Annotated in this window: 21 protein-coding genes; 14 read left to right on the forward strand and 7 right to left on the reverse strand. The window is 71.9% G+C overall.

Features of this window, described 5'->3' with window-relative positions:
* Positions 1–41: 41 nt before the first annotated feature.
* Positions 42–1,094: an Acg family FMN-binding oxidoreductase gene (locus tag OG272_RS39960; RefSeq protein WP_327727005.1), complete on the forward strand. Its 1,053-nt coding sequence runs from the start codon at positions 42–44 to the stop codon at positions 1,092–1,094.
* Positions 1,095–1,132: 38 nt separating this feature from the next.
* Here the strand turns inward: OG272_RS39960 and OG272_RS39965 are convergent, their stop codons facing one another.
* Positions 1,133–1,555 carry a pyridoxamine 5'-phosphate oxidase family protein gene (locus OG272_RS39965; RefSeq protein WP_327727003.1) on the reverse strand — a complete coding sequence of 141 codons (423 nt, stop codon included), beginning with the start codon at positions 1,553–1,555 and terminating at the stop codon, positions 1,133–1,135.
* 241 nt (positions 1,556–1,796) lie between these two features.
* Here OG272_RS39965 and OG272_RS39970 point away from each other — a divergent pair, with 241 nt between their 5' ends.
* The 6 genes from OG272_RS39970 to narI all read left to right on the forward strand — a co-directional run bounded on the left by OG272_RS39970 (position 1,797) and on the right by narI (position 10,672).
* Positions 1,797–3,083, forward strand: coding sequence for an MFS transporter (locus tag OG272_RS39970; RefSeq protein ID WP_327732077.1), 1,287 nt, complete (start codon positions 1,797–1,799; stop codon positions 3,081–3,083).
* Between the two features lie 70 nt (positions 3,084–3,153).
* Complete coding sequence (locus tag OG272_RS39975) at positions 3,154–3,636, forward strand: hemerythrin domain-containing protein (RefSeq protein WP_327727002.1); 483 nt, start codon at positions 3,154–3,156, stop codon at positions 3,634–3,636.
* 148 nt (positions 3,637–3,784) lie between these two features.
* Positions 3,785–7,507 carry a nitrate reductase subunit alpha gene (locus OG272_RS39980; protein ID WP_405895674.1) on the forward strand — a complete coding sequence of 1,241 codons (3,723 nt, stop codon included), beginning with the start codon at positions 3,785–3,787 and terminating at the stop codon, positions 7,505–7,507.
* Positions 7,507–9,237 (forward strand): nitrate reductase subunit beta, encoded by a 1,731-nt coding sequence (gene narH, locus OG272_RS39985; RefSeq protein WP_328224334.1) that lies wholly within the window; start codon positions 7,507–7,509, stop codon positions 9,235–9,237. Before OG272_RS39980 ends, narH begins: the two co-directional genes overlap by 1 nt.
* A 5-nt stretch (positions 9,238–9,242) precedes the next feature.
* Positions 9,243–9,905 (forward strand): nitrate reductase molybdenum cofactor assembly chaperone, encoded by a 663-nt coding sequence (gene narJ / locus OG272_RS39990; protein ID WP_328224335.1) that lies wholly within the window; start codon positions 9,243–9,245, stop codon positions 9,903–9,905.
* Positions 9,902–10,672: a respiratory nitrate reductase subunit gamma gene (narI, locus tag OG272_RS39995; RefSeq protein WP_328224337.1), complete on the forward strand. Its 771-nt coding sequence runs from the start codon at positions 9,902–9,904 to the stop codon at positions 10,670–10,672. The genes narJ and narI overlap by 4 nt, the downstream gene beginning before the upstream one ends.
* A gap of 60 nt (positions 10,673–10,732) precedes the next feature.
* Here the strand turns inward: narI and OG272_RS40000 are convergent, their stop codons facing one another.
* Positions 10,733–12,472, reverse strand: a complete 1,740-nt coding sequence (locus tag OG272_RS40000; protein ID WP_405895675.1) for a GAF domain-containing protein — start codon at positions 12,470–12,472, stop codon at positions 10,733–10,735.
* Between the two features lie 371 nt (positions 12,473–12,843).
* On the opposite strand from OG272_RS40000, the gene OG272_RS40005 reads away from it, so the two are divergent.
* Entirely contained in the window at positions 12,844–13,569 is a 726-nt protein-coding gene (locus OG272_RS40005) for a DUF5134 domain-containing protein (RefSeq protein WP_327727000.1), read from the forward strand.
* 80 nt (positions 13,570–13,649) lie between these two features.
* Here OG272_RS40005 and OG272_RS40010 read toward each other — a convergent pair whose 3' ends face one another.
* The 5 genes from OG272_RS40010 to OG272_RS40030 all read right to left on the reverse strand — a co-directional run bounded on the left by OG272_RS40010 (position 13,650) and on the right by OG272_RS40030 (position 18,944).
* Positions 13,650–14,672: an NlpC/P60 family protein gene (locus tag OG272_RS40010; protein WP_405895676.1), complete on the reverse strand. Its 1,023-nt coding sequence runs from the start codon at positions 14,670–14,672 to the stop codon at positions 13,650–13,652.
* 168 nt (positions 14,673–14,840) lie between these two features.
* A complete protein-coding gene (locus tag OG272_RS40015) occupies positions 14,841–15,752 on the reverse strand; it encodes a M56 family metallopeptidase (protein ID WP_327726998.1) in 912 nt (303 codons plus the stop codon).
* Entirely contained in the window at positions 15,749–16,117 is a 369-nt protein-coding gene (locus tag OG272_RS40020; protein WP_326574869.1) for a BlaI/MecI/CopY family transcriptional regulator, read from the reverse strand. The genes OG272_RS40015 and OG272_RS40020 overlap by 4 nt, the downstream gene beginning before the upstream one ends.
* Positions 16,118–16,814: 697 nt before the next feature.
* Positions 16,815–18,413 carry a multicopper oxidase family protein gene (locus tag OG272_RS40025; protein ID WP_328224339.1) on the reverse strand — a complete coding sequence of 533 codons (1,599 nt, stop codon included), beginning with the start codon at positions 18,411–18,413 and terminating at the stop codon, positions 16,815–16,817.
* Positions 18,414–18,485: 72 nt separating this feature from the next.
* Positions 18,486–18,944, reverse strand: coding sequence for a hypothetical protein (locus tag OG272_RS40030; RefSeq protein WP_327726996.1), 459 nt, complete (start codon positions 18,942–18,944; stop codon positions 18,486–18,488).
* A gap of 385 nt (positions 18,945–19,329) precedes the next feature.
* Between OG272_RS40030 and OG272_RS40035 the strand changes: the two genes are divergently transcribed.
* From OG272_RS40035 to OG272_RS40060, 6 genes are all read left to right on the forward strand, one after another.
* On the forward strand, positions 19,330–19,593 hold the full coding sequence (locus tag OG272_RS40035) for an SHOCT domain-containing protein (protein WP_326585548.1): 264 nt from the start codon (positions 19,330–19,332) through the stop codon (positions 19,591–19,593).
* 255 nt (positions 19,594–19,848) lie between these two features.
* Positions 19,849–20,682 (forward strand): M55 family metallopeptidase, encoded by an 834-nt coding sequence (locus tag OG272_RS40040; RefSeq protein WP_326574865.1) that lies wholly within the window; start codon positions 19,849–19,851, stop codon positions 20,680–20,682.
* On the forward strand, positions 20,675–22,024 hold the full coding sequence (locus OG272_RS40045) for a M20/M25/M40 family metallo-hydrolase (RefSeq protein WP_327726995.1): 1,350 nt from the start codon (positions 20,675–20,677) through the stop codon (positions 22,022–22,024). Before OG272_RS40040 ends, OG272_RS40045 begins: the two co-directional genes overlap by 8 nt.
* Positions 22,025–22,051: 27 nt before the next feature.
* A complete protein-coding gene (locus OG272_RS40050; protein ID WP_328224340.1) occupies positions 22,052–24,034 on the forward strand; it encodes an LpqB family beta-propeller domain-containing protein in 1,983 nt (660 codons plus the stop codon).
* 104 nt (positions 24,035–24,138) lie between these two features.
* Positions 24,139–25,023 carry an LD-carboxypeptidase gene (locus tag OG272_RS40055; protein WP_327732076.1) on the forward strand — a complete coding sequence of 295 codons (885 nt, stop codon included), beginning with the start codon at positions 24,139–24,141 and terminating at the stop codon, positions 25,021–25,023.
* Positions 25,024–25,095: 72 nt separating this feature from the next.
* Entirely contained in the window at positions 25,096–25,341 is a 246-nt protein-coding gene (locus tag OG272_RS40060) for a LapA family protein (protein WP_327726993.1), read from the forward strand.

Here is a 25,341-nt window from a genome sequence, read left to right on the forward strand (position 1 = left end):
CCACACCACAGAAGTGGCCACATCCCAGAAAGGGAGGCATCATGCGCGCCCAAGTCCTGCCGGACGCAGCCACCGTGGAGTCGCTCCTGGCGGCGGCCGTAGCGGCCCCGTCGATCCACAACACGCAGCCCTGGCGGTTCCGCCTGGATCGCGACAGCCAGGTGCTGGAGGTCCATTCGGAGCCGGCGCGAACGCTGCCGCTGGCCGACCCGATGCACCGCGCCCAGTATCTGTCGGTGGGCGCGGCGCTCTTCAACCTCCGGCTCGCCGCCGTCCACCGGGGCTGGCGTCCCGAGGTGAGACTGCTTCCGGACCCGCACGTCCCCGGACTGCTGGCCGCGGTGCGGCTGACCGGTCCACTCACCGCGGACGACCAGCCCTGCGACCCCGGCCTCCATGAGGCCATCGCGCGGCGGCACACGAGCCGGATGCCTTTCACCGGCCGACCGGTGCCGGAGCCGATCGTGGCGGAGATGGCGGCAGCGGCGCGTGCCGGGGGAGCGCGGCTGCACGTTCCGGACATCGCCGGAACACGGCGGCTGCTGCGTCTGACCGCCGCGGCCGAGGCACGTCACCACGCCCACCCGGGCCGCACGGCCGAAACCCTCGCCTGGATCAACCCCCCAGGAGCAGGCGCCCCCTACGGCATACCCGTCACCGCCCTCGGCCCCCCGGACGCGGCCGGGCGGATGCCGATGCGGGACTTCACCGGCGCGCTGCCCGCTCTCCGCCGGCCCGCCCTGTGGTTCGAACGCCACGTCCAACTGGCCCTGCTGTGGACGTCCCACGACCGGCGGGAGGACTGGCTGCGAGCCGGCCAGGCCCTGCAGTACGTCCTCCTCACGGCGACCGCCCGCGGCCTGCGCACCTCACTCCTGCACCAGGCCATGGAATGGCCCGACCTGCGGACGGCGATGGCTCTCCCGCGACCCAGGCGGTGCCATCCGCACGTACTGATCCGCTTCGGGTACGGCCCGGAGGGCGCCGGCACCCCGCGGGGACCCGGGATCGTCGCCGAGGCCGCGAGCAGTGCCCGGAACCCGGGCGACCCCCGCACCGCGAACAGCGGGCGGGTGCGCGGCGTCCGGTGGTAGTACGGCGGGCGGTTCCACGGCACGCGGAGGGCTGTGCCTCACCGCGTGCCGAGCGCTCCCCCGAGCTCGCGTCCGGTGACCATCTCGGACTCGATCCGAACGAACACCGCGTCCCGCAGGGGCATCCAGGAGAGGGGGCCGGCCTGCGACAGCCGTTCCTGCTCGGCGGGATCGGTCACCACGGTGGCCCGTCCGGTGACGACCACGCTCCAGCCGGACCGGGTCGCCGCGTCGAAGTCGTCGGCCTCGAAGGCGACCACGACGCCGTCGACGGCGCGCAGGAGGTCCGCGCCCGGCGAGGTGCACAGCAGGACGGAGGCGTCCGTGTCCAGGGAGAAGTTGACGGGGAGGACCGCGGGCAGCGCCTGCCGGGTGTAGACCACGCGGCCGACCGGCACCTTGGCGAGCAGCCGCAGGCACTCCTGCCGGTCGAGTGGGCGAAAGGCGTCGTTCTGGAACATCAGTCCATCCTCCAGGCGCTCGACGTGAGGGGGTAGGGCCGACCGGCCCTACCCCCTCACCGGGACGGCCGGGCCCGGACCCGGGACCGTCCGGCCGTGGGGAGGGACTGATGGCCCCTGACTCCGGTGGGTACTGGCGCGGACAGTGGTGACGGGACGCCGTTCCGCAGGCAAGGGGCCCGCGGTGTGCGTGCGATCCCGGTGGCCCCGTACCACCATGAAGAGGAAAGGGACGGACAACATGGTCCAGCCGTCGAAGTCGAAGAGCGGCAGCTCACCCTCGGGCGCGCCGGTGCCGGGCCGGGCGTGGCTGATGCTGGCCCTGGCCACGGTCGGGTTCGCCGTGAACTTCTGGGCGTGGGCGCTGCTCAGCCCGCTCGGCCCCCGGTTCAAGGACGGCCTCGACCTGTCGTCGTTCGAGCAGTCGCTGCTGGTGGCGGTGCCGGTCGTGGTCGGTTCCCTGGGCCGGATCCCGGTGGGTGCGCTGACCGACCGGTTCGGCGGGCGGGTGATGTTCCCGATCGTGTCGGCGGCCACCATCGTGCCGGTGCTCTACCTCGGCCTGGCCGGGCACTCCTCCCTCGCCGCGCTGCTGGTCGGCGGATTCTTCCTCGGCATCGGCGGCACGGCCTTCGCCGTCGGTGTGCCGCTCGTCAACGCGTGGTTCCCGCCCGAGCGGCGTGGGCTGGCCATCGGCGTCTTCGGCGCCGGCATGGGCGGCACCGCGATCAGCGCCCTGACCACGGTGAAGCTGGTCGACGCGGGCAGCATGTCCACCCCCTTCCTGATCACCGCCGCGGTCCTCGCGGTGTACGCCGTGGCCGCCGCGCTGCTGCTGCGCGACGCACCCGGCCGCACCGTGCCCACCGAGCCGCTGGCCCGCCGACTGGCCGCCACCGTCCGGCTGCCCATCACCCGGCAGGCATCCGCGCTGTACGCGGTCGCGTTCGGCGGCTATGTCGCCTTCTCCGTCTACCTGCCCACCTACCTCAAGACCGGCTACGGTCTCAGCCAGGCCGACGCGGCGAACCGCATGGCCGGCTTCGTGCTCCTCGCGGTGGCGATGCGCCCGATGGGCGGCTGGCTGTCCGACCGGCTCGGCCCGGTCCGCGTGCTGGCCGGCTCGCTGGCCGTGGTCGTGGCCGGTGCCGTGACCCAGTCGTTCACCCTGGCCCTGGCGCCGGTGGGCACCATCGCCTTCCTGGCCATGGCCGCCGCGCTCGGCGCCGGCAGCGGAGCGACCTTCGCCCTGGTGGCCCTGCGCACCCCGGCCGACCAGGTCGGCTCGGTCACCGGCGTGGTCGGCGCCGCGGGCGGCCTGGGCGGGTTCCTGCCGCCGTTGGTGATGGGCTCGCTGTACGGGGCGTACGAGTCGTACGCGATCGGCCTCGCCCTGCTCGCGGTCGTGGCCGCCGTGGCGCTGGGCTTCACCCTCACCACCGTGCGCGCGTCCGCCGAAGGCGGGGAGCGAAAGCCCCGCACCGGTAGCCGGAGCGGGCACGGCACCACCGCCGGCACCACCGCGTAGGGAACATGCACGGGACCGACGGGACCAAGGATCACGGGACCGACGGGGACCAAGGACAGGGAGCAGACCGGTGTGCGAGTACTGCGGCTGCCAGTCCCTGGCGTCGATCGACGAGCTGACCCGGGAGCACGACGAGGTCGTCCGCCTGATCAGCCATCTCCGCCCCGCTCACCAGGCCGGTGACGTGGCCCGGATGGCGCAGGTCGCCCGCGAGATCCGGGCCGTGCTCGGCCCGCACACCCAGGTGGAGGAGCACGGGCTGTTCCCCGCGATGGCCCGGGACTTCCCCGGGCAGATCGCCTCCCTGGAGGCCGAGCACCGCCGCGTCGAGGCCGTCCTGGTGGAGGCCGCCGACGGCGTCACGCCCTCGGATCCGGCCTGGCCGGACCGGCTGGTGGCGGCGATGGCCATGCTGCGCGACCACATCCTCAAGGAACAGGACGGGGTCTTCCCGGCCGCCCTCGCGAGCCTCGGCACCGAGGACTGGGAGGCGGTCGAGGCCGAACGCCTGAGGGCGTGCGGACCCAGGCAGGGGCGCGTGGAGCCCACGTGACCACGCCCGCACGCAGACGATCTCCACCGGGCCATGTACGGGTTGTGGTGTGGCTGTTGACCCTCCGGGGGACAGCGGTCGTAAAGTCGTGTGCGGCCAGAACCGATCACAATTCGAACGGGCAACGGCGCCCGGAGCGGGGTGCACGGTGAGCACGGAGACCAGCCGGCAACGGACGCGGACGGGCCTGGACGGCGAGTTGGCGGAGGCGCTGGTGCGCAGCCGCCGCTTCTTCACCAAGGCGGAGGTCTCCGACGACCTGCGCACCCTGCACCGCGAGGGCGGCCGGCAGGCGGACGACTTCTACCGCGACCGCTGGTCGCACGACAAGGTGGTGCGCTCCACCCACGGCGTGAACTGCACCGGCTCCTGCTCGTGGAAGGTGTACGTCAAGGACGGCATCATCACCTGGGAGGCCCAGCAGACCGACTACCCCTCGGTGGGCCCGGACCGCCCCGAGTACGAGCCGCGCGGCTGCCCGCGCGGCGCCGCCTTCTCCTGGTACACGTACTCCCCGACCAGGGTCCGGTACCCCTATGTGCGCGGCGTCCTGCTGCAGATGTACCGCGAGGCGAAGGCCCGTCTGGGTGACCCGGTGGCAGCCTGGGCGGACATCGTCTCCGACCCCGAACGTGCCCGCCGCTACAAGCGGGCGCGCGGCAAGGGCGGCCTTGTGCGCGCGAGTTGGGACGAGGCGGTGGAGATGGTCGCCGCCGCGCACGTGCACACGATCAAGGAGTACGGGCCGGACCGGCTGGCCGGGTTCTCGCCGATCCCGGCGATGTCGATGGTCTCGCACGCGGCCGGTGCCCGCTTCTACTCGCTGCTCGGCGGGGCGATGCTGTCGTTCTACGACTGGTACGCCGACCTGCCGGTGGCCTCGCCGCAGGTGTTCGGCGACCAGACCGATGTGCCGGAGTCGGGGGACTGGTGGGACGCCGGCTATCTGATCATGTGGGGCTCCAATCTGCCGGTGACGCGGACCCCGGACGCGCACTGGATGGCGGAGGCCCGCTATCGGGGTCAGAAGGTCGTCGCGGTCTCCCCGGACTACGCCGACAACGTGAAGTTCGCCGACGAGTGGCTCGCGGCCCAGCCCGGCACCGACGGGGCACTGGCGATGGCGATGGGGCACGTGGTCCTCAAGGAGTTCTTCGTCGACCGGGCCACGCCGTACTTCACCGACTACGTCAAGAAGTACACGGACCTGCCCTTCCTGGTCGCCCTCGACGAGGCCGAGGGCGAGCCGGGCACCTACACGCCCGGGAAGTTCCTGACCGCCGCCGATCTCGGTGGCGAGGCGGCCGAGGCCGAGCACGCGGAGTTCCGGACCGTGCTCCTGGACGCGGCGACCGGGCAGCCGGTGGTGCCGAACGGCACGCTCGGCGACCGCTACGGCGAGGCCGGCGTCGGCAAGTGGAACCTGGACCTCGGCGACATGCGGCCCGCGCTGTCCGCCGAAGGCGGCGACGAGGCGCCGGTCGCCGTCGACCTGCCGCGCTTCGACGCTCCCGACGGCGGCGCGGGGCGGCTGCGGCGCGGGGTGCCGGTGCGCCGGGTGGCCGGGCGTCTGGTGACGACGGTGTACGACCTGCTGCTGGCCCAGTACGGGGTGGCCCGTGACGGCCTGCCCGGCCGGTGGCCGTCCTCGTACGAGGACGCGGCAGAGCCGTACACCCCGGCCTGGCAGGCGGCGATCACCGGTGTGGACGCGGGGAAGGCGGCGCGTATCGCCCGCGAGTTCGCGGCCAACGCCGAGGAGTCCGGCGGCCGTTCGATGATCATCATGGGGGCGGGCACCAACCACTGGTTCCACTCGGACACGATCTACCGCGCGTTCCTGACGTTGACGACGCTGACCGGCTGCCAGGGTGTCAACGGCGGTGGCTGGGCGCACTACGTCGGTCAGGAGAAGGTCCGTCCGATCACCGGCTATTCGGCGATCGCGACGGCCGCCGACTGGAACCGGCCGGCCCGGCTGATGATCCAGACCGCGTACTGGTATCTGCACAGCGATCAGTTCCGCTACGACCCCTTCTCCGCCGACACCCTCGCGGCGGCGGGACAGGGAGGCCCGTTCGCGGGGAAGGCCACCGCCGATGTGATCGCGCAGTCCGCGCGGATGGGCTGGATGCCGTCGTATCCGACCTTCGACCGCAACCCGCTGGACCTGGCCGACGAGGCCGAGGCCGCGGGCCGCGACGTGGGTGCGCACGTGGTGGAGGAACTGAAGTCGGGGCGGCTGGGGTTCGCGGGTGAGGACCCGGACGCCCCGGAGAACTTCCCCCGCGTCCTGACCGTGTGGCGGGCCAATCTGCTGGGGTCCTCGGCGAAGGGCAACGAGTACTTTCTCAAGCATCTGCTCGGCACCGACTCCTCCGTCCGGGCCACGCAGGCGCCGCCGGATGCCCGTCCGACGGATGTGGTGTGGCGGGAGGAGGCCCCCGAGGGCAAGCTCGATCTGCTGCTGACGCTGGACTTCAGGATGACCAGCACGACCGTGTTCTCCGACGTCGTGCTGCCGGCCGCGACCTGGTACGAGAAGCACGACCTGTCGAGCACCGACATGCACCCCTTCGTGCACGCCTTCAACCCGGCGATCGCCCCGCCGTGGCAGACCCGGACCGACTGGGACGCCTTCCACACCCTCGCCGAGGAGTTCAGCCGCCAGGCCGCCGACCACCTCGGCGTCCGCAAGGACGTCGTGGCCGCACCGCTGCTGCACGACACTCCCGACGAAATGGCCAACCCGCACGGCCGGGTCCGTGACTGGAAGGCGGGCGAGTGCGAGCCCGTTCCGGGCCGCACCATGCCGAAGCTGGTGACGGTCGAACGCGACTACGGCGCCGTCGCCGAGAAGATGGGTGCTCTCGGCCCGCTGCTGGACAGGCTGGGCGCCACCACCAAGGGTGTCACCTTCCACGTGGACAAGGAACTGGACTACCTGCGCCACAAGAACGGCGTCGTGCGCGGCGGAGCGGGCGACGGGCGCCCGTCGATCGCGCGTGACACACAGGCGTGCGAGGCGATCCTGGCCCTGTCCGGCACCACCAACGGACACCTGGCCACGCAGGGCTTCCACACCCTGGAAACCCGCACCGGCAGGCCACTCGCCGACCTGGCGGCCGAGCACGAGGGCAAGCGGATCACCTTCGCCGACACCCAGGCCGCCCCGGTGCCGGTCATCACCTCTCCGGAGTGGTCCGGCTCGGAGACCGGCGGGCGCCGCTACTCGCCGTTCACCGTCAACGTCGAGCGCCTCAAGCCCTGGCACACCCTCACCGGCCGCCAGCACTTCTACCTCGACCACGACTGGATCACCGCGCTCGGCGAGCAACTGCCCGTCTACCGTCCCCCGTTGAACATGGACGCCCTGTTCGGTGAGCCGCGCGTGGGGGACGTCGGGGAGCTGGGTGTGACCGTGCGCTATCTGACCCCGCACAACAAGTGGTCCATCCACTCCGAGTACCAGGACAACCTGTTCATGCTCTCCCTCTCCAGGGGCGGCCCGACGATCTGGATGAGCACGCAGGACGCGGCCAAGGTCGGAGTGCGGGACAACGACTGGGTCGAGGCCGTCAACCGCAACGGCGTGGTCGCCGCCCGCGCGGTCGTCTCCCACCGCATGCCGGAGGGCACCGTCTACATGCACCACGCCCAGGACCGGCTCATCGACGTGCCCCGCACCGAGACGAGCGGCCGACGCGGCGGCATCCACAACTCCCTGACCCGCCTGCTGATCAAACCCAGCCACCTCATCGGCGGCTACGCCCAGCTCTCCTACGCCTTCAACTACCTCGGCCCGACCGGCAACCAGCGCGACGAGGTCACCGTCATCCGCCGCCGCGCCGACCAGGAGGTGACGTACTGATGCCCCATGGCGAAGCCACCATCGGACGGGTGATGGCCCAGATGGCGATGGTGATGAACCTCGACAAGTGCATCGGCTGCCACACCTGCTCGGTCACCTGCAAACAGGCGTGGACCAACCGCACCGGCGTCGAGTACGTGTGGTTCAACAACGTCGAGACCCGCCCCGGCCAGGGCTACCCCCGCCGCTACGAGGACCAGGACACCTGGAAGGGCGGCTGGGAGCTGAACAAGAAGGGCCGCCTCGCGCTGAAGGCGGGCGGCAGGTTCAAGAAGCTGATCCAGATCTTCTCCAACCCCGTGCTGCCGTCCCTCGACGACTACTACGAGCCCTGGACGTACGACTACGAGACGCTGACCAACGCCCCGCTGCAGGACCACACCCCGGTCGCCCGCCCCAAGTCCCTCATCACGGGCAAGGACATGAAAATCGGCTGGTCGGCGAACTGGGACGACGACCTCGGCGGCTCGGCCGCGACCAGCGAGAAGGACGTGCTGCTGAACGAGGTCTCGGAGAAGATCAAGTTCGAGTTCGAGCAGACGTTCATGTTCTACCTGCCCCGGATCTGCGAGCACTGCCTCAACCCGTCCTGCGCGGCCTCCTGCCCCTCCGGCGCGATCTACAAGCGGGAGGAGGACGGCATCGTCCTGGTCGACCAGGACCGCTGCCGGGGCTGGCGGATGTGCGTCACGGGCTGCCCGTACAAGAAGGTGTACTTCAACCACCGCACCGGCAAGGCCGAGAAGTGCACCTTCTGCTTCCCGCGGGTGGAGGTCGGACTGCCCACAGTGTGCTCCGAGACGTGTGTCGGCCGGCTGCGCTACATCGGCCTCGTCCTCTACGACGCCGACCGTGTCCTGGAAGCCGCGTCCACGCCCGACGAGAAGGGTCTGTACGAGGCCCAGCGGCAGGTCTTCCTGGACCCGCACGACCCCCGGGTGATCGCCGAGGCGGAGAAGGCGGGCATCCCGCGGGACTGGGTCGAGGCCGCCCAGCGCTCCCCGGTCCATTCTCTGATCAACACCTTCAAGGTGGCGCTGCCGCTGCACCCGGAATACCGGACGATGCCCATGGTCTGGTACATCCCGCCGCTGTCCCCGGTGGTCGACGCGGTCCGCGACACCGGCCGGGACGCCGAGGACCATCACAACCTGTTCGCCGCCGTCGAGTCCCTGCGTATCCCCGTCGACTACCTCGCCCAGCTGTTCACCGCGGGCGATCCGCAGCCGGTGGACGCGGTGTTGCGCCGCCTGGGAGCCATGCGCTCGTACATGCGCGACATCAACCTCGGCCGCGAGCCGGACGACGCCATCCCCGAGTCCGTCGGCATGAGCGGCGAGCAGATCTACGACATGTACCGGCTGCTGGCCCTGGCCAAGTACGACGAGCGCTACGTCATCCCGCCCGCCCACGCCGAACAGGCCCACAAGCTGGAGGAGTTGGCCACCGAGTGCAGCCTGGACTACGAGGGCGGCCCCGGCATGGGCGGCTCGGGCCCCTTCGGTGAGACCTCCGGCGGCGCCGCCCCGATCGCCGTGGAGAACTTCCACGCCCTGCGCGACCGCCAGACCTCCGACACCCCCGCCACGCCGGGAGACAAGGCCACCCGGGTCAACCTTCTCAACTGGGACGGCAAGGGCTCACCACCCGGCCTGTTCCCCGACAACCCACCCGGCAGCGGAACCGGTGCCGGCGCAGACCGGGACGGGGAGGCCGAGCCGAAGCCGTGAAAGCCATGAAGTGGAAGAGCACGCGCCCCGCCCGGACCGAGTCCTGGCATCCCCTCGCCTGGCAGGCACAGTCCTTGCTGCTCGCCTACCCCGACGAGCGGTTCTCGCAGAGCCTGGCCCTGGCCGGCCGGGTCGCCGGCGTCCTTCCCGACTCCGTCGCCCGCCCCCTGCTCCGTTTCACCGCCCATGCCGAGCGGAGCGCCCCGGCCGACCTGGCCGCCGCCTACGTGGCCACCTTCGACCACCGCAAACGCTGCTGCCCGTACCTGACCTACTACGCGTACGGCGACACCAGGAAGCGCGGCGTCGGCCTGCTGCGGTTGAAGCAGACCTACGCGGCGGCCGGCTGGCGCCTGGGCGACGACGAACTGCCCGACCACCTCGCCGTCGTCCTCGAATTCGCCGCCACCGACCCGGCCACCGGAGTACGCCTGCTCACCGAACACCGCGCCGGCCTGGAACTGCTGCGCCTGGCCCTGAACGACGACGACTCGCCCTGGTCCCACGTCCTGGACTCCGTCTCCGCCACCCTGCCCGCCCTCGCCGGCGACGACCGCGACGCCGTCCTGCGCCTCGCCGCCCAGGGGCCACCCGAGGAGCAGGTCGGCCTCGACCCGTACGCGTCCCCGGTGTTCCTGCCCGATCCCGTCGTAGGAGGTCCCCGATGACCGCGCCCGCGCAGCCCCTCACCCTGGCGGCGGAGGCAGGCACCGGTGGCATCCTGCTGTGGGTCGTGCTGCCGTACGTCGTCCTCGCGGTGTTCGTCCTCGGCCACGTCTGGCGCTACCGCTACGACAAGTTCGGCTGGACCACCCGCTCCTCCCAGCTGTACGAGAGGCGGCTGCTGCGCATCGGCAGCCCGCTGTTCCACTTCGGGATCCTGGTCGTGCTCCTCGGCCACATCGGCGGCCTGGTCATCCCGGAGAGCTGGACCGAAGCGGTCGGTATCAGCGAGGACACCTACCACGTCTCGGCCGTCGTCCTCGGGACGATCGCGGGCGTCGCCACCGTGGGCGGACTGGCCATCCTGGTCTACCGGCGCCGTACCGTCGGGCCCGTGTTCTCGGCCACCACCCGCAACGACAAGGCCATGTACGTCTCCCTGACGGTGACCATCGCCCTGGGCCTGGCCGCCACGGTGGCCGCGAACATCGTGGGCGGCGGCTACAACTACCGGGAGACGATCTCCCCCTGGTTCCGCTCCATCTTCTTCTTCCAGCCGGACCCCGCCCTGATGAGCGAGGCGCCGTTGCTGTTCCGGCTCCACGCGCTCAGCGCCCTGCTGCTGTTCGCGTTCTGGCCCTTCACCCGGCTGGTCCACATGCTCACCGCGCCGCTGGGCTATCTGACCCGCCCGTACATCGTCTACCGCAGCCGCGACACCCGGCTCGGCGCTCGTGCCCCGCGTCGCGGCTGGGAACGCACGGGGTCCTGAGCGGCGGGTCCACCGACCCGCCGGCAGGTTCGGGGCAGGGGCACCCGTGTCCCAGGAACGTCAGGCCTGTGCCTGTGCGGGCAGCGGCACCGTCCAATCCACGAGGGCGCCGGTGGGCTGGTTCGGGGTGAGGGTGAAGCTGCCGCCGAGGTCGGTGGCGCGCCGGCGGAGGTTGTCCAGGCCGCTGCGCCGGGTGACGGCCGGGTCGATGCCGGTTCCGTTGTCGGCGACGCGCAGCCGCAGCCGGCTGCCGTCCGTCTCGGCGGTGACCTCGACAGCGGTGGCGTGCGCGTGCCGGGCCGCGTTGGAGAGTGTCTCCCGCAGCACGGCGAGGAGGTGCTCGGCATGGCCGGCGGGTACGTCGGTGTCGAGCAGTCCGGTCATGCGCAGGGCGGGAGCGAAGCCCAGCACGGCGGCGGCCTGGTCGGTCTCGGCCAGAAGCTTCGCGCGCAGCCCGCCTCGGCTGTCGGTGCGGTCGCGCTCGTGCAGCGCGTAGATCGTGCCCCGTACCGTCTTGATGGTGTCGTCGAGGTCGTCGACGACACGCTGCACACGCTCGGCCACCTGGGGCCGGTCGGAGACGCGGCCGAGTACCGAGTTGAGGGTCAGTCCGGAGGCGAACAGCCGCTGGATGGCCAGGTCGTGCAGGTCGCGGGCGATGCGGTCGCGGTCGCTCAGCACCACCAGGTGTTCGGCCTCGCGTCGGTGCTCGGCGATCTCCAGCGCGAGTGCGGCCTGGTCCGCGAAACCGCTGATCATGCTCATGGTGGCGTCCGAGAAATCGGCCCCGCCGACCCGGTTGGCGACCTGCAGGACCCCGCGGACGTCCTCGCGACCTCCCAGCGGGAGCAGGAACCCCGGCCCCAGGTCGATCTGCGCCGCGGAGCCGCCTCCCGCCTGCGGCTCGTCGGACAGCGCACCGCTGGTGATCCGCTCGTTGGAGTGGTAGACCTTCGCGGCCAGTGTGTTGGCAGCCAGCACCAGCCCCTGCACCTGCTCGGCGCCCTCGCCGTCGGCCGCCTCGATCACCAGCTCGTCGCCGCCGTCGAACGGCACCGCCAGCGTCACCAGATCGGCGCCGGACAGCTCCCTGACCGTCGCGGCGACCTTGTACAGCACCCGGTCCGGGTCGGTACCGGACAACAGGCTGCGGGTCAGTTCGCTGCTCGCCGAGAGCCACCGCTCCCTGCGGCGTGTGTCCTCGTACAGCCGGGCGTTGTCGATCGCGACGCCCGCCGCGGCCGCGAGGGTGCGCAGTACCGCCTCGTCATCGTCGTCGAACTCCGCCCCGCCGCGCTTGTCGGTCAGGTACAGATTTCCGAAGACCTGGTCGCGCACCCGCACCGGCGCGCCCAGGAACGTCGTCATCGGCGGATGGCCCTCGGGGAAGCCCACCGAGTCGGGATGCCGGCCCAGGTCGGCCAGCCGCAGCGGCTCCGGCTCCTTGATCAGCAGCCCCAGAATGCCCTGGCCATCGGGATAGTGACCGATGGTGCGGATGGTGTCCTCGTCCATGCCGACCGTGATGAACTGCCGGATCTTCCCTTCCTCGCCCACCACGCCCAGGGCCCCGTACCGGGCGTCCACCAGGGTGACCGCGGACTCGGTGATCCGCCGCAGCACGACGTCGAGATCCAGATCGGTGCCGATGGCGAGGACCGCGTCCAGCAGCGTGTGCACCCGGTCCCGGGCCGCGCGGACCTGCTCCACCTGTGCCTGCAGGCCCTCCAGCAGCTCATCCAGCCGCAACTGGGGCGCCATCGGGCGGCCTTTGCGCCCCTGTGCTGGACTCTCCGACATTTCCGCTCCCTCTGGAAAAGGTGCCGCTGGCACCTCCTCATCATGCCCGAACGGTCCTGTCGGCATCCGAACGCCTGTAGTAAATGGCCACCCCGGATCCTATGGGCCCATGCCGCCACCTGCTCCCGCCCCGGCCTCCCGTAGCGCCTTCCCGTAGCCGGGCCACGGCGTCCGGGGTGTCGAGGGAGACGTGCGCGGCGGCAGCGCCTGCGGGGGAGACGCGGAACGGGCAGGGCCGGTCAGGACCGCTGGTCCGTTCGGTGACGCCCTGGGCTCTGAGTCGAATCGGCGACCGCTACGTACTAAGCAGGTACGTAGTAGTGGTCGATGATCGGTGAGCCGGAATCTCCGGGTCCCGTGAAGGGGGCGACGTGACAGGACACCTTCTTGGCTGGACGCTGGTGGTGCTGGGAGCGGGCGTGGCCGTCGGGAACCTCGTCCGGATGGCGCTGGTCAGCGGGTGGGCCCGGTACGAGGCTGGGGCCGAGGCCGTCATGGGCGCGGGAATGGCCGTGATGGCGGCGCCCGCGACGGCGGTCCTCTACGGCATGTACGGCATGTGGTGGGCGGCGGTGTTCGCACTGCTCTGTCTCGGGGGCGTGGCCCTGTCCGTACGACATGCCATCCGGGGCGGAGGTGTACGGCAGCTGCGGCACGGCGCCCACCTCGTGATCGGCAGTGCCGCCATGGTGCTGATGACCCTGGCCATGCCCGGCGCCGCATCGGGGCCCGTGCTCGCCTTGGCCGGCTCCTCAGGGCACGGGCACGGGCAGGGAGCCATGGAGGGGATGGAGGGGGCGGGGGCCATGAGTGCCCATGGGGTGACCGAAGCCGCCGCCTCCTCGGGCTCGGCGTTCCTGTGGCGCGCGGCCTTCTGGGCGCTGGCCGCCTACTTCCTGCTCTTCATGGCTCTGGCCGTGCGTGCCCGCCTGCGCGACTCGGGCGGATCATCACCGACCGCGATGGCCGTTCGCAGGGCACGCCACCGCCGGGTGTCCCGTGGAACAGCAGTGATCTCCGTGCCGAACGCTCGTCTGGCCGGGCACGTCGGCATGGGCGGGTCGATGGCGACGATGCTTCTGATGATGACCACGTGACCGCGGGCGGACGATCCTTGCCCGGGGCGGAGGCGTGAGCCGCTGATACGGCTGCGCGACGGCAGGGCCGTCGGGTGCGCTCAGGGCCGGGACGCGGCGAAGTACGGCATGGAGTCCAGGGGGACGATCTCGATGTTCTTGCCGGTGCGTGGCGCGTGGATGGCCTTGCCGTTGCCGACGTACAGGCCGTTGTGCTGGTTGTCGTTGTACCAGTAGATGATGTCACCGGGCTGCAGGTCCGCCCTGGCCACCTTGCGGCCGGCGTCGTACTGCTGCTTGACCGTACGGGGCAGCGAGACGCCTGCCGCCCGCCAGGACGCGCCCGTGAGCCCGGAGCAGTCGAAGGAGTCGGGCCCGGTGGAGCCCCATTCGTAGGGCTTGCCGAGCTGCGCGTACGCGAAGTCGAGCGCGGCCTTGGCCCGGCCACTGGCCGGACCGTTGTACGTGGTGGGGGAGTCGCTGACACCCGCGGAGGTGTCCTCGCGTTCCTGGTCGGCCTCCATCTTGGCGCGCTGGGCGGCCGTCAGGCTGTTGAGCAGTTCGCGCGCCTCGGCGAGCTTGCCCTGGACCTCGTCCTTCTTCTCGCCCGCCTTGGCGCGCGTCTCCTCCAGATCCTTCAGGCGCTGCTGGGCGGCCTCGCGTTCCTGGGTGAGTTCCCGCTGCTTGGCCTGCATCGACCGCAGGGACTCGGCCTGCCGTCCGTTCGTACGGTCGAGCATCTGCGCCCGGTCGAGGTAGTCCTCGGGGTCACCGGAAAGGAAGAGCTGCAGGCTCGGGTCGATGGCGCCGTTGCGGTACTGCTCGGCCGCCAACGGGCCCATCTTGTCCCGCAGTTCGTTGATCTCCTGCTGCTTGCGGGCCAGCCGGTCCTGCGTACCGTCCACCTCGCGCTGCAGTTTCCTCTGCTTCTCGCGGATGGCGTTGTACTCCTCGGTGGGAGCCTCGGCCTCCTCGTAGAGCTTCTCGACCTGCTTGCGCACCTCGTCCACCGTGGTGGGGGCCGCCTGGCTCTGCGTGGGCAGGAGGCTGACAGCACCGGCGGCCATACCGAGGGTGGCGATCCGGGCGCGGCTGGGCGGCTTCGGCCGACGGTGCGTTCCCATGCGCGGGCGACTCCTCTGTGGGCGGCGGACGGGGCAAGGGCTGAGGAGCCGGTGCTGTCCGTGGGACAGGTGACTCGTGAGCCTCGTCCGGAGCAAGCCTGTGAGAACTTAGTAGATTAGTAGTTCGGATCGCAAGCGATCTGGAGCCACAGCAGCCCCACGCGGGCTTCAGCCGATGCCGAGCGGGCAGGCGACGAGCAGCGGCAACAGTGGGACGGCCGCAGCCGCAGCGGCCATGGAGGCCCGGAAGGCAGGGTGCGGGGCCTCGCGCGGCCCGAGGACCCGCCGCAGCCGGATCAGAACGGTCTGGCCGGCCGCTGCGAAGGCACTTTTCGGGGTCCGGGCCGCCGCCATCTCGTACATCGCGGTCGCCAGCGCTCCGCCGGAGTGGGTGCGCAGAGCGCGGTCGTCGGCGACCATCTCCAGCAGGAGTGCCGTCTGCTCGCGGGCGTGGCGGGCCAGGGGGAGCCGCCGGAAGACCGAGTGGAACGCCTCCGCGGCGGCGAGCGCCAGGTGATGGCGGCCCGCGATGTGGGCACGCTCGTGCTCCAGGACGGCCGCGAGCTGTTCCGGTGTCAGTTCTCGTACGGCCGCGTCACTGACCACGATCCTGGGGCGGCGGCCGGGCAGGCAGTAGGCGGCGGGGACGTCGTACGGCAGGACGGTGGCACCCAGGCCGGGCGAGCGGCGGCCCACCAGATCCACAGCCTCCCGATGCCGTGTCCGCGCTCTGCGGGCTCGCGCGAGGTGGAAGGCGAAGCTCGCCGCAAGGGCGGTCCCGAGTGCCACAGGCAGGGAGGCGGCGAGTCGGCCCGCGGCTTCGGGGTCGGCACCGCCCGAGCCGATGTCGAGTCCGCAGGAATGCAGCAGTCCCAGCAGTCCCTCGTGTGCGTGCTCGGTGGGCATGACCAGGTTGTACGCGCTCAGCGCGACCCCGAGCGCGAAAGAGACCGTCAGGGCGTGCCAGACCGCCACCGCCAGGGCGGGGGCCCGGTGCGGCCAGCCGGCTCGCAGCAGCAGGCGAGGGGCGACGAAACCCACCGTCGCCGTGTAACCGACCAGGAGAGGTGCCGCGTTCACGTCTTCGCCCGGTGATCCACGGCTCGCAGGGCCTCGCGGAGCGCGGCCTGCTCCGCCTCGTTCATGTTCTCGACGAAGTGGACCAGCGCCGCCGGGCGGTCTCTGCTCTCACCCAGACCGTCCTCCATGAGCGCGGCGGCGTACGCCTCACGGCTGCGCACGGGGGCGTACAGCCAGGCGCGGCCCTGCTTGCCCCGCAGTAACCAGCCCTTGGTGTAAAGGATGTTGGTGACGGTCATCACCGTGGTGTAGGCCACGGGCCGGGTCTCGTTGATGTCGTCGACGACCTCGCGCACCGTCGCGGGACGGTTCCACGTCCAGAGGCGGTCCATGATCTCCGCTTCCAGGTCACCCAGCCGTCGCATGGTCCTGACTCCCTTTCACCATCGGACGCGCAGGCGAATACGCACGGCCATAGTAGATGGCCGAACCTGTGGTGGCCGACGTGTGCGGCCGGATCGACGCCGGCGTCGATCCGGCGCGACGGCGTTCCGCCGCTGTCCGCCGTGGAGCTCGCCGGGCGGAACCGCCGCCGGGATCGCGGGTGTTGGCCGTCTCCGTCGCGCACGTCGGCGATGACTGACGAAATCCCGTCGCGGCGCGGTGACTTCCGCCGCGCGAGCGGGATCAAGGCGGTGACGACCAGGTCCTGGCGTCCCATCGTCACGGTGCGCCAGGGCGTGGTCGACCGGTGCGGCGAGCGCCAGGGGCCGGTGACGGTGCCACGAGGCGGGCCGTGTACGGCGCGAGCTTTCCCGGCGCGTGACGGGACGCCTCAGCGCACGTCCGGCCCGGTCGTCCGGGCTTGCCGCGCGGTACGAGCGCCGGGGCCACCGCGGCTCCACCGCCCGCGAGTTCGGCACCAAGGAGACAGCCCGAGGCCAGGCCGGCGTGCCCGATCGGGAGGTCGATCAGGAAACCTGACGCGCTGGTTCCCGCTCCGGGGTGCTCCCGGCCTGTGACGCTCACGCTCCGAGTCACGGCAGGACGGCGTCTCCTTCCCGGCGGCTCGGTGACCCGCCGGGCGGCACGCAAGGGGACGCGTGCCGCCCGGCCACGGGGTCATGCCCGGTAGGCGACGTGCGTCATCATCCCGGCCTCGCCGTGGTAGGCGTTGTGGCAGTGCAGCATCCACTGGCCGGGGTTGTCGGCGTCGAAGAACACGGACAGCCTCTTCTTGGGCAGCACGATCGCGGTGTCCTTCCGAGGCCCGCCGGCGCCGAGCTGGTAGGTGTGGCCGTGCAGGTGCATCGGGTGCCACATGGTGGTCTCGTTGACGAAGTCGAGCCGGACCCGCAGGCCCTCCTCGACCAGGAGCGCGTGGGCGTTCGGGTCGGCCATGTCGAACGGTGTGCCGTTGATGGCCCAGTTGTAGTGCATCATGCCGCCGGTGAGCCTGACCTGGTGCGTGACATCGGTCCTGGCGGACTTCAGCCGCACGTCGTCGGCCGCGCGCAGTCGGGAGGCGGTCATGACCGTGCCGCTGAGCTCCTTCGGCCGAACGGTGGCCGAGGGAGCGCTGCCCGAGCCGGTGCGCACGAGGGCCAGGCCGTTCGCGTTCTTCCCCTCGGCCAGGGCGACCAGGGGGAAGACGCCGTCGCCGAGGGTGACCAGTACGTCGTAGCGCTCGCCCATGCCGATCAGAAGCGCGTCCGCCCGCTGGTGCCGGACGGGGAAGCCGTCGGTGTGGGTGATCGTCATCCTGTGGCCGCCGAGGGCGACGCGGTAGGCGGTGTCGGCCCCCGCGTTGATGATCCGCAGACGCACCCTGCGGCCGGGCTTGCCGGTGTAGACGTCCGGAGCGGCCGGAACACGGCCGTTGACCAGGTGGTGGGGGTACTTCACGTCGCCGGCGTCACCGCCGAGCAGGTCGCTCTCGGCGCCCATGAGCATGAACCTCGACGACATCCCGCCCGACGAGGCGGAGGCGGACGGGGACGCGCCGTCGCTCGTGGTCCCCGTGCCGTGCATGTCGTGGCCCTCCATGCCGGAGCCGGAGTCGCCGCCCATGTCCATGCCGCCCATGCCCTGCCCGAGCTCGGCGAAGACCTCGTCGGGGGTGCCGGTGACGCCGTCGACCCAGTCGTCGAGGACGACGACCCACTCGTCGTCGTACGCCAGCGGCTCGCGCGGGTCCTCGACGATCAGCGGGGCGTACAGGCCGCGGTCGAGCTGGACGCCGACGTGCGGGTGGAAGAAGTACGTGCCGGGGGTGTCGGCGATGAACCGGTAGGTGAAGCTGCTTCCGGGGCGCACGGCGGTCTGGGTGGCCGGGGGCACGCCGTCCATGTCGTTGCGCAGGGCGATGCCGTGCCAGTGGATCGAGGTGGCGGTCCTGCCCGGCAGCTGGTTCGTGAGTTCGGCGGCCAGCGTATCGCCGGCGGAGAGCCGGACCTCCTTGCCGGGCGCACGGCCGTCAAAGGCCCAGGTCCTGGCCCTGATACCGGCGCCCAGGTCGAGCACGGCAGGTGCGGCGGTGAGCGTGGTCCGGTGCTGCCTGCCGGTGCCGGCCCGCTTCTTCTCGGCGGCGGCGACAGCCGAACCGGAAGGGCTGACCAGGGCGGGAGCAGGGCCGGCGGAGTCGGTGCAGGCGGCGAGCGCGCCCGCGCCGGCGGCGCCGAGTCCGGCGAGCAGGACGGAGCGGCGGTTGATGCTGTTCACGATGTGAGTCCTCTTGTCCGAGCTGGCATACGGGTCGCGGCGGAGACGGCACACGGGTGCCGTGGGCGCGGCCTAGATGCGCAGTCGGGAGAGGACCGACAGGTCGGGTGGCGCGCGGCCGACCGTCCCGGCGAGCAGCCGGCCCGTCTGCACCTGTTGCGGGTTCGCCGTCGGTGGGGGAGAACCCGGCGGCGGCACGGGAAGCTTGGACACCTCGATGGTGGCCGAGGCGCAGTGCTGCATCCCGCCATCGGCGCAGGCGCTGCCGTCGGCACCGTGCACGGGGGCGGGTGCGTCGAGGCCGTCCGTGTGAACGGGAGCGGACCCGTGCGGAAGGGCGGCGGCGGACGAGGATGTCGTGCCGGGCATGGCATGACCGGTGTGCGGGGAAGAAGCGGCGTGTCGCGGTGGAGCGGACGTGATCGCGGCCGTTTCGTGGTGGACCAGCACGACCAGCACGACCAGCGCGGCGATGAGAACGGCAACGGCGCCACCTGCCCGGTGGACGGCACCGGCACGGACTGCTGTCATCGCCAACGCCTCCGCCCGGGGTCGTCGTCAGTGAGCCCTGTCGGCATGGCTCGTCGCCTGCTCAATATACCCCCGTGGGGTGTCACCCGCCTTCCGTGTCGCGGGGGAGGCAACCGTCGCAGCGTGCGGCGCGCAGCGACGGTGAGGCCGTCGTCGAGCAGGCCGGGAGCGGCTTCCGCGCGCTCCTTTTCAGCTCGTTCCTTCCAGTCTCCGCCCGGCGACCCCTGCCTCGTAGGGGCTGAACGGCCCACCCGCTCGGGACCGTCCGACCCCCGCACGTCGGCCCCGGCAGAGGCACCATGAAGGCAAGGGCAGAAGCTCCATGAGGCGCCGGACCTCACCGTCCGGGCCCGATCGCCGAACGATCCGAAGCAGGTGAATGGCGATGTTCTGGTACGGCCACGACGTCAGTGGATGGGGCTGGTTCGCGATGTCCGCCGGCATGGTCGTGTTCTGGGCGCTGATCATCACGGTGGGCGTGCTGCTCTTCCGCGCTGTGAACCGGCCTGACGAGCACACCCGTACTCCCGCCGCGCCGCAGACACCCGAGCAGGTTCTCGCAGAGCGGTTCGCCCGCGGGGAGATCGACGACGAGGAGTACCGGCGCCGCCTGAACGTCCTGCGCACCGGCCCTCTCACCAAACCGTGAGAGCGGGCCGCACCGGCTGCGGCCTGTGTCCTGCGCCGGGGGAGGCTCTCGAGGGAGGCCTGCGGGACCCCAGGTCCGTGGGCTCCGCGGTGCCGACGCCCGGGAGTGGACCCAACCTCCCGCGCCTCGTGGGAAGTTCCCCCGCCGACGCGTAACGTGAGGCGGCATGAAGATCCCCGTCACCATCGCAAGCTGTCGGAAACCGCTGTCATCAGCCGGACGGCAAGCCTCTGACCTGCGAGGGGACGGACCCGCATGAAAATCCTCATCAGCGCCGACATGGAGGGCGCCACCGGTGTCACCTGGCCGGCCGACGTGCTCCCGGGGACACCGCAGTGGGAGCGGTGCCGTTCGATGTTCACCTCGGACGTGAACGCCGCCGTGCTCGGCTTCTTCGACGGCGGCGCCGACGAGGTGCTGATCAACGAGGCGCACTGGACGATGCGCAATCTGCTGCTGGAGGAGCTGGACGAGCGCGCGCAGATGCTGACCGGGCGGCACAAGGCGCTGTCCATGGTGGAGGGCGTGCAGCACGGCGACGTGGACGGCATCGCGTTCGTCGGCTACCACGCGGGCGCGGGGATGGAGGGCGTCCTTGCCCACACCTACCTCGCGAACTCCGTCACCGGGGTGTGGGTGAACGACGAGCGGGCCAGTGAAGGGCTGCTCAACGCGCATGTCGTCGCCGAGTACGGGGTACCGGTGGTGCTGGTGACAGGCGACGACGTGGCGTGCGAGGACGCCCTGGGCTATGCGCCCGAGGCGCTCAAAGTGGCGGTCAAGGACCATGTGTCGCGGTACGCGGCGGTGTGCCGCACCCCCGCGAGAACGGCCGCCGACATCCGTGCGGCGGCGAAGGAGGCCGCGGCGCTCGCGGTGCGTCACGCACCGGTTCGGGGCGGACCGTTCACCGTGGCGCTGGAGTTCGACGCCGAGCACCTGGCGATGGCCGCGACCGTCGTGCCGGGTGTGGTCCGTACCGGTGAGCGCAAGGTCGCGTACACCAGCCCGACCATGTACGAGGGAATCCGCACGTTCAAGGCGGTCACCACGATCGTCTCGGCCGCGGTGGAGGAGACATATGGCTGAGTCGGCGATGCCCGGGACGACCGCGGACCCCGTGGAGCGGCGGGCCCTGGACGAGGTCGTCCGTTTCACCTCCGAGCTCATCCGCATCGACACCACCAACCGCGGCGGCGGGGACTGCCGGGAGCGGCCCGCCGCCGAGTACGCCGCCGCGCTGCTGGCCGAGGCGGGCCTGGAGCCCACCCTGCTGGAGCGCACCGAGGGCCGTACGAACGTCGTGGCGCGGATCGAGGGCACCGACCCGTCGGCGGACGCGCTGCTCGTCCACGGTCATCTGGACGTGGTCCCCGCGCAGGCGGCTGACTGGAGCGTGCACCCGTTCTCCGGGGAGATCCGCGACGGCGTGGTCTGGGGCCGGGGCGCGGTCGACATGAAGAACATGGACGCGATGATCCTCGCGGTCGCCCGGCACTGGGCGCGCGCGGGCGTCCGCCCCCGCAGGGACGTCGTGATCGCGTTCACCGCCGACGAGGAGGCGAGCGCCGAGGACGGCTCCGGCTTCCTCGCCGACGAACACCCCGGTCTCTTCGAGGGCTGTACCGAGGGCATCAGCGAGTCGGGCGCGTTCACCTTCCACGACGGCGCGGGCCGGCAGATCTACCCGATCGCGGCCGGGGAGCGCGGCACCGGCTGGCTGAAGCTCACCGCGCACGGCCGCGCCGGCCACGGTTCCAAGGTGAACCGGGCCAACGCGATCACGCGACTGGCGGCGGCGATCGCCCGGATCGGCGCACACGACTGGCCGCTGCGGCTCACCCCGACCGTCCGCGCGGCCCTCACCGAACTCGCCGCGCTGTACGGCGTCGAGGCCGACCTCGACGACCAGGGCGGCGTGGACCGGCTGCTCGACAAGCTCGGTCCGGCCGCCGCCCTGGTCGAGGCGACCGTGCGCAACAGCGCCAACCCGACCATGCTGGAAGCCGGTTACAAGATCAATGTGATCCCGGGGGAGGCCGTCGCCCACGTGGACGGACGGTATCTGCCCGGCGGCGAGGACGAGTTCCGCGAGACCCTCGACCGGCTCACCGGACCGGATGTGGAGTGGGAGTACGAGCACCGGGAGGTGGCCCTCCAGGCGCCGGTGGACTCGACGACGTACGCGCGGATGCGGTCCGCCGTCGAGGAGTTCGCGCCCGAGGGGCACGTGGTGCCGTACTGCATGCCCGGCGGCACGGACGCCAAGCAGTTCTCGCGCCTCGGCATCACCGGCTACGGCTTCTCGCCGCTGAAGCTCCCCGAGGGCTTCGACTACGCGGCGCTCTTCCACGGGGTCGACGAGCGCGTGCCGGTCGAGGCGCTCCACTTCGGCGTCCGCGTACTCGACCGCTTCCTGCGGACGGCCTGAGACATGGGATTCGGGGGACGAAAGGACATGGGGGACACGGTGCAGACCCTGGCGTACGGTTCATGGCCCTCACCGATCACCGCGGCGCTCGCCGCCGCGCACGACGGGCATCCCGAGTTCGTGGACTTCGTCGGCGACGAGGCGTGGTGGACCGAACCACGGCCCACCGAGGGCGGCCGGCGCACCCTGGTACGGCGCACGGCCGACGGCACGGAGGAGTCGGTGCTGCCGGCCCCGTGGAACGTGCGCAGCCGGGTCATGGAGTACGGCGGCCGGCCCTGGACCGGTGTCCCGCGGGACACCGGCCACCTGGTGGTCTTCGTGAACTTCGCCGACCAGCGCCTCTACGCGTTCGAGCCGGGCGGCGAGCCCCGCCCGCTCACCCCGGTGTCGTCCGTGGGCGGCGGACTGCGCTGGGTGGACCCGCGGCCGCACCCGGACCGGGACGAGGTGTGGTGCGTCCTGGAGGAGTTCACCGGGGACGGACCCACCGACGTACGGCGGGTCGTCGCCGCGGTGCCGCTGGACGGCTCGGCGGCCGAGGACCGGGGCGCCGTGCGGGAACTCACCGACGACAGCCGGCGGTTCGTCACCGGCCCCCGTCTCTCGCCGGACGGCCGCCGCGCGGCGTGGCTCGCCTGGGACCATCCGCGCATGCCGTGGGACGGCACCTCGCTGCTCGTCGCCGAGGTGACCGGGGACGGCGTGCTGGGCGAGCCCCGGACCGTCGCCGGCGGCCCGGAGGAGTCGGTCGCCCAGGCCGAGTGGGCCGCCGACGGGACCCTCGTCTGCTCCAGCGACACCACCGGCTACTGGAACCTCTACCGCCTCGACCCCGACGGCGGCGACCGCACGGCTCTGTGTGCCCGCGAGGAGGAGTTCGGCGGGCCGCTGTGGAAGGTCGGCTGGCACTGGTTCGCGCTGCTGGACGGCGGGCTCGTGGCCGTGGTGCACGGGCGGGGTGCCACCGCGCTCGGCATCCTCGACATCGAGACCGGCCAGGTCGTGGACGCGGCCGGACCGTGGACCGAGTTCGCCCCGTCGCTCGCCGTGCACGGCGGCCGGGTCATCGGCATCGGGGCCAGCCCCCGCAGCGCGTACGAGGTGGTCGAGCTGGACGCCGCCACCGGCGAAGCCCGTGTGATCGGGGCCGCGCACGACGATCCGGTGGACCCCTCCTTCTACCCCGAACCCCAGATCCGCAGCTTCCTCGGCCCCGCCGGACGCGAGATCCACGCGCACGTCTACCCACCGCACCACCCCGGCCGTGTCGCCCCCGGCACCGAGCTGCCGCCGTACGTGATCTGGGCGCACGGCGGGCCCACCAGCCGCGCGCCCCTGGTCCTCGACCTGGCGATCGCCTACTTCACCTCACGTGGCATCGGGGTGGCCGAGGTCAACTACGGCGGGTCCACCGGATACGGGCGGGAGTACCGCAACCGGCTGCGCGAGCAGTGGGGTGTCGTCGACGTCGAGGACTGCGCGGCGGTGGCGCTCGCCCTCGCCGACGAGGGCACCGCCGACCGGACCAGGCTCGCCGTCAGGGGCGGCAGCGCCGGCGGCTGGACCGCCGCCGTGTCCCTCACCACGACCGACGTCTACGCCTGCGGAACCATCCTGTATCCCATCCTCGACCTCACGAACTGGGGGGCGGGGGAAACGCACGACTTCGAGTCCCAGTACCTGGAGAGCCTGGTCGGGCCGCAGGCCGAGGAGCCGATGCGGTACGTGGAGCGGTCGCCCACCGAGCACGCCGACCGGATCACCGCGCCCTTCCTGCTGCTCCAGGGCCTCGACGACGTGATCTGCCCGCCCGCGCAGTGCGAGCGGTTCCTGGCCCGGATGGAGGATCGGCGGGTGCCGCACGCCTACCTCGCCTTCGAGGGGGAGGGGCACGGCTTCCGGCGGGCGGAGACGATGGTGCGGGCCCTGGAGGCGGAGCTGTCGCTGTACGCGCAGGTCTTCGGGTTGAATCCTCCTGGTATCCCTACTCTGGAGCTCGCCAAGTGACACCGCCCGCCCCACCCGGCCCCACCGGCCCGTCCCACCCCACCGGCCCGGCCCGCCCGGTCACGCCGCTGACCAGGCCCGCCCGCCTCGCCCCCGGCGCCCGGGTGGCTGTCGTCGCGCCCAGCGGGCCGGTGGCCGAGGAGCGGCTCAGCGCCGGGCTGGACATCCTGCGCGGCTGGGACCTCGATCCCGTCGTCGCACCCCACACCCTGGACCGGCACCCCGAGTTCCCGTACCTCGCGGGCACGGACGCCGACCGCGCCGCCGACTTCCAGGCCGCCTGGTGCGACCCGTCCGTGTCCGCCGTGCTGTGCGCCCGCGGCGGCTACGGCGTCCAGCGGATGGTCGACCTGCTCGACTGGGACGCCCTACGGGCGGCGGGCCCCAAGACGCTCGTCGGGTTCAGCGACATCACCGCCCTCCACGAGGCGTTCGCCACCCGGGCCGGACTGGTCACCCTGCACGGCCCCATGGCGGCGGGGGTCGACTTCCTCAAGAACACCGGGGCCCAGGACCATCTGCGCGCCACCCTGTTCTCCCCGGAGACGGTCCGCACGATCCGGGCCGCCGAAGGAAGCACCGCCCTCGTGCCCGGCCGCGCCCGGGGTGTCCTCCTCGGCGGCTGCCTCTGCCTGCTCGCCGCCGAACTCGGCAACCCCCACGCCCGGCCCTCCGCCCGCGGCGCCCTCCTGTGTCTGGAGGACGTCGGCGAGGAGACCTACCGCCTCGACCGCTACCTCACCCAGCTCCTGCGCGCGGGCTGGCTCGACGGAGTCGCCGGCATCCTGCTCGGCTCCTGGGCGCAGTGCGACCCGTACGACAGGGTGCGGGCGCTTCTCGTGGACCGGATCGGCGGGGTCGGGGTGCCGGTGGTGGAGGAGTTCGGGTTCGGGCACGGGGAAGGGGCGCTGACGATCCCGTTCGGGGTGATGGCGGAACTGGACACGGAGGCGGGGACGCTGACGCTGGACGAGCCGGCGCTCACCTGACCGCCCTCCGCCGGGGCCTGCGGAAACGGCGCCCACCGGGCGCGTCCCGCCGGCTCGCGTCATTCTGGAGGTATGAGCCCGAAGACATCGGAACGGAGCGGGACGCACAGGCGCAAGCGATGGGGTGACCTGCTGACGCCCGGCAGGGTCGTCGCGGGCCTGCTCGCGGTGCTCGCGCTCGTCTTCGTCTTCCAGAACACCCAGGACACCGAGATCCAGCTGCTGGTCTCCGAGGTCACCATGCCCCTGTGGCTGGCGCTGCTGGGGACGGGCCTGGTGGGGGCGGTGTGCGGGTACTTCATGAGACGGCGCAGGTGA

It is taken from the genome of Streptomyces sp. NBC_00104 (assembly GCF_045160825.1).
GTDB lineage: Bacteria > Actinomycetota > Actinomycetes > Streptomycetales > Streptomycetaceae > Streptomyces.